This window comes from Paracoccus spongiarum, from assembly GCF_030732095.1.
In the GTDB taxonomy this organism is placed as follows: domain Bacteria; phylum Pseudomonadota; class Alphaproteobacteria; order Rhodobacterales; family Rhodobacteraceae; genus Paracoccus; species Paracoccus spongiarum.
The window spans coordinates 1-1490 of sequence record NZ_JAVAMQ010000058.1 but is presented as its reverse complement, the minus strand read 5'-3'; the positions used below and the strand labels follow the sequence as shown (position 1 = coordinate 1490).

Annotated in this window: 4 protein-coding genes; all 4 read right to left on the bottom strand. The window is 64.1% G+C overall.

Going from position 1 to position 1490, the window contains the following annotated elements:
- Positions 1 to 591 (bottom strand): helix-turn-helix domain-containing protein (locus Q5Y72_RS19635; RefSeq protein ID WP_305965070.1); only part of this gene is annotated, 591 nt, incomplete at its 3' end.
- Complete coding sequence (locus Q5Y72_RS19630; RefSeq protein WP_282602441.1) at positions 588 to 986, bottom strand: VRR-NUC domain-containing protein; 399 nt, start codon at positions 984 to 986, stop codon at positions 588 to 590. The genes Q5Y72_RS19635 and Q5Y72_RS19630, both read right to left, overlap by 4 nt.
- The gene (locus tag Q5Y72_RS19625) at positions 983 to 1243 is read right to left on the bottom strand and encodes a hypothetical protein (RefSeq protein ID WP_305965069.1); all 261 of its coding nucleotides are present in this window, start codon (positions 1241 to 1243) and stop codon (positions 983 to 985) included. Before Q5Y72_RS19625 ends, Q5Y72_RS19630 begins: the two co-directional genes overlap by 4 nt.
- Positions 1244 to 1248: 5 nt before the next feature.
- A partial coding sequence (locus tag Q5Y72_RS19620; RefSeq protein ID WP_371930871.1) for a helix-turn-helix transcriptional regulator occupies positions 1249 to 1490 on the bottom strand: 242 nt, incomplete at its 5' end.

Here is a 1490-nt window from a genome sequence, read left to right as displayed (position 1 = left end):
TGGCCATCCCTGCCACCAGCCGGGAAGCCCCGCATCGGTGTCCAAACCCAGCGCGTCGATCAGCCTTTCAAAAAACTCTTCAAATCGATCATCGCGCGCTCGCGCGCCCTCCTCCTCCTTTACTGGTTCCCTTAATGGTTCTCTTACAGGGTTAGTCTCCGAATTTCGGAGATGGAAACCGGCCAAATTCGGAGATGGCTTTGGCGATTTTTCGGAGATGGCTCCATCTCCGGAATCCGGACATGGACCGTCGCTGTCATCGCCATCGTCGGGCTCGGAAGCGCAGTCGTCTTCTTCGTCCGACGGATCTGGAAACCGATCTTCGAAGCCGAGGATGTAGCGCGTCGCCTGGCGTCGATGCGTCTGCGGATCGTGACAGCGAACCCGGTGGATCAGCCGCGCTTCTTCCAGCGCCCGGAGATGGTCGTTCAGGGATGACACCGACATCTCGCAATCGGCCGCCAGCCGCGCCTGCGTCGGAAAGCAGCCAAAATCCGGATTGTGGCGGTCGCAGAGATGCCAGAGCACGATCTTGGTGGCGGGCTTCAGCCCACGCTGCAGGATGGCCCAGTTGGTCGCGTAGTGGCTCATGCGCAGGCCCTCCGTCGCGGGTTTAGCGCTTGGGCGCGCGTCGTGATGCCGTGATCGGCGAGCGCGCCCAGCGCGTCCTCGACGGAGCGGACCAGCGCCCAGCCAAAGCCCTGGGCTTTCACCATGTCGCGGAACGCCTTCTGCGCTGGGCTGAGCCTGCCGGACGGACTTTTGACCTCCAGAAACAACACCTGCCCGCCAGTCAGGACGACCAGATCGGCAAAGCCCGGAAACACGCCCATGCCGGTCAGGATCGCCTGGCGCTGCCGTGCGGCCTTGCCACCCGACCCGACCTCATTGGCGGAATGGTGGATGATGGCATCGCGGGGCAGGACGATCCGCAATGTGTGGACAATGGCGCGCTGGATATCGGCCTCGGGTGTTCGACGGGTCATGCGTCACCACCTTTCGCTTTGCGGTTCGACACGGCGATCAGCAGACCGGCAAGGGCCAAGGCCTCGCGGCGTTCCTGATCTTCAGGGCTGTGCGCGGCGATGGCGCGGCAGTCCAGGATGATCAGGCTGTCCGGGTGATGGACGAAATCGGCGACAATGCCCCGGGCCTCAGAGAGGCGCTGGGCGGGCCAGTCCGGCGGGCAGGCAGTATCGGTCGTAGAGCTATGATCGATAGCGGCATCGGGAATCTGGGACATAGCGTTCATTTCCGCCCCCGCGCCTTGCCGGGTTTCGCGTCGGTGACCCGCGGCATTTCCTGCGACTGCAACCAGTCCTGCACCACGCTCATCCGATAGAAAATCTTGCGACCGGCGCGGACACAGGCCGGACCCTTCCGCCGCCGCTCCCAGCGCCCCAGCGTATCGACCGTGAGGCCAAGCTCCTGCGCCAGATCGTAGCGGCTGATCCAGCCGCGCAGCAGGCGCGGTTCAACCGTCGGTTCCG